This is a genomic window from Blautia sp. XA-2221, assembly GCF_028767025.1.
Taxonomy (GTDB): domain Bacteria; phylum Bacillota; class Clostridia; order Lachnospirales; family Lachnospiraceae; genus Blautia_A.
On sequence record NZ_JAJQXX010000028.1, the window covers coordinates 1 to 1,748 of the forward strand.

Consider the following 1,748-nt stretch of genomic DNA (forward strand, 5'->3'; position numbering starts at 1 on the left):
CTTTGGGTATTCTGTAAAAACTAAACTGGTCTGCTTCTGTTCCATAAAAATATTTAAAATTCATTTTTTTATCCATGTATCTTCCTCCCTTCCTTTCTCTCATAGAAGTCCTTTTTTTAAACTTCTGTATCTCTTCTTTCTTCGGGTTGTCTTATTTTGACAACCCTTATTTCTGTTCTCTTTTCCATTGTTCCAGCAATGCCTCAATCACTTTTTCCATATCCGTTTCCGAATAGTCTTCCGGAAAATATTTTGTAAGCTTCTTTCCTGATAACACCACTTTTCGTTCCGGTGCTTTTACCACTATACAACTATTAAAAATTGAGATCATAAATCCCTGGTTCACCGGTCCTTCTTCTAACTGTTTTCTCAAAGCTGTAATCTGCTTTGGTTTGATAAATCCTGAATCGCGGATATACTCGTAAATCCATTTCTGCATTTCTTTATCAATGTAGGAAATATCAACAGCAATGGTAAAATTCAGCTTCTTTGCATCTACCATATCTAATAATTCTGGAATCAATTCTGTAAGGCGAATATAGCGCTGAACCTGTGCACGACTTTCTCCAACCTGTCTACTTAATATTTCGTCAGATCTCAACTTCGTCTCATTTTGATACGAAGTTAAATCTGTTCTTTTTCCTTGCCGTTTCATTGCTTCCATTTTCATCCTATAAGCAAATGCTTTTTCACTCGGAAGTAACTCTTCTCGTTGAATATTGGCATCTACCATGGCGATTACAGCATCATCATCTGACAACTCTCTCACGATTGCAGGAATTGTTTTCAAGCCAGCTCTAACAGCCGCATACATTCTTCTATGGCCAGATATCATCTCATATCCATCTTCACCATCGGGCCGTAACAAAACTGGTGTCAGTACTCCTTTTGCCTTTACACTCTCCACCAAGTCTGTCATCTTTTCGTCATCCAATACCTTAAATGGATGATCCTTAAAAGCATGAATTTTACTGATATCAATCTCCATTGCCGATTCTTCATTGACTACTCCCAACAATTCATCAATGCTTGTCAATTTGATTTTTTCTCCACTTCTACTTTTCATTTTCCAAAACCTCCTGCGTCAGATTTTCATAAGCCATAGATACTTTTCCATTTGGACAATGACAATAAATACTTTTTCCTTCCGCACTTGCTTCAGCTACCTTAACTGATAGTGGAATGACATTTTCAAAGATAGAAATCTTAGATCCATAAGTTTCTCTCACTCTGAAAGCAATATCTTTGGCGTAATTAGTACGAAAATCCACCATTGTCAAAAGTATTCCCTGTATCGTCAGCTTCCGGTTCAATCTCTTCTTTACCATAGAAATAGTCCTGATCAACTGTTGAAGTCCTTTAACCGGCAGATATGCAGCTTGTACAGGTATCAGAACCGTATCAGAAGCTACTAAAGCATTGATGGTCATCATGCCTAAACTTGGCATACAATCAATCAAAATATAATCGTATCGTGATCGCATCGTATCAATATATTCCTTCATGATCAGTTCTCTACTCATTACATTACTCATGGTTACTTCCAGAGCAGATAACTCAATATTGGCCGGTAGGAGATCCACGTGTTCCTCATGATGTAAAATGCCTTCCTCCTCAACAATTTCTTCTTCATTGATAACGCCCATCATAATAGTTGCAAGAGTTGTTCCAATATCATCCGGTTCTACATATCCAAGACTTGCAGTTAAACTTCCCTGTGGATCCGCATCAATCAATAACACTTTTTT

At 37.4% G+C, this 1,748-nt stretch carries 2 protein-coding genes; both read right to left on the bottom strand.

Annotated elements, in window-relative coordinates; all coding sequences use genetic code 11:
• Nucleotides 1–166: 166 nt before the first annotated feature.
• Complete coding sequence (locus LU279_RS13410; protein WP_009263254.1) at nucleotides 167–1,066, bottom strand: ParB/RepB/Spo0J family partition protein; 900 nt, start codon at nucleotides 1,064–1,066, stop codon at nucleotides 167–169.
• Nucleotides 1,056–1,748, bottom strand: a 693-nt coding sequence (locus LU279_RS13415; protein WP_274422983.1) for a ParA family protein, incomplete at its 5' end; no start/stop codon positions are given. The genes LU279_RS13415 and LU279_RS13410, both read right to left, overlap by 11 nt.

Excerpts from the sequence above, each read along its gene's own strand:
- LU279_RS13410 (WP_009263254.1), bottom strand. The coding sequence starts at position 1,066 with ATGAAAAGTAGAAGTGGAGAAAAAATCAAATTGACAAGCATTGATGAA.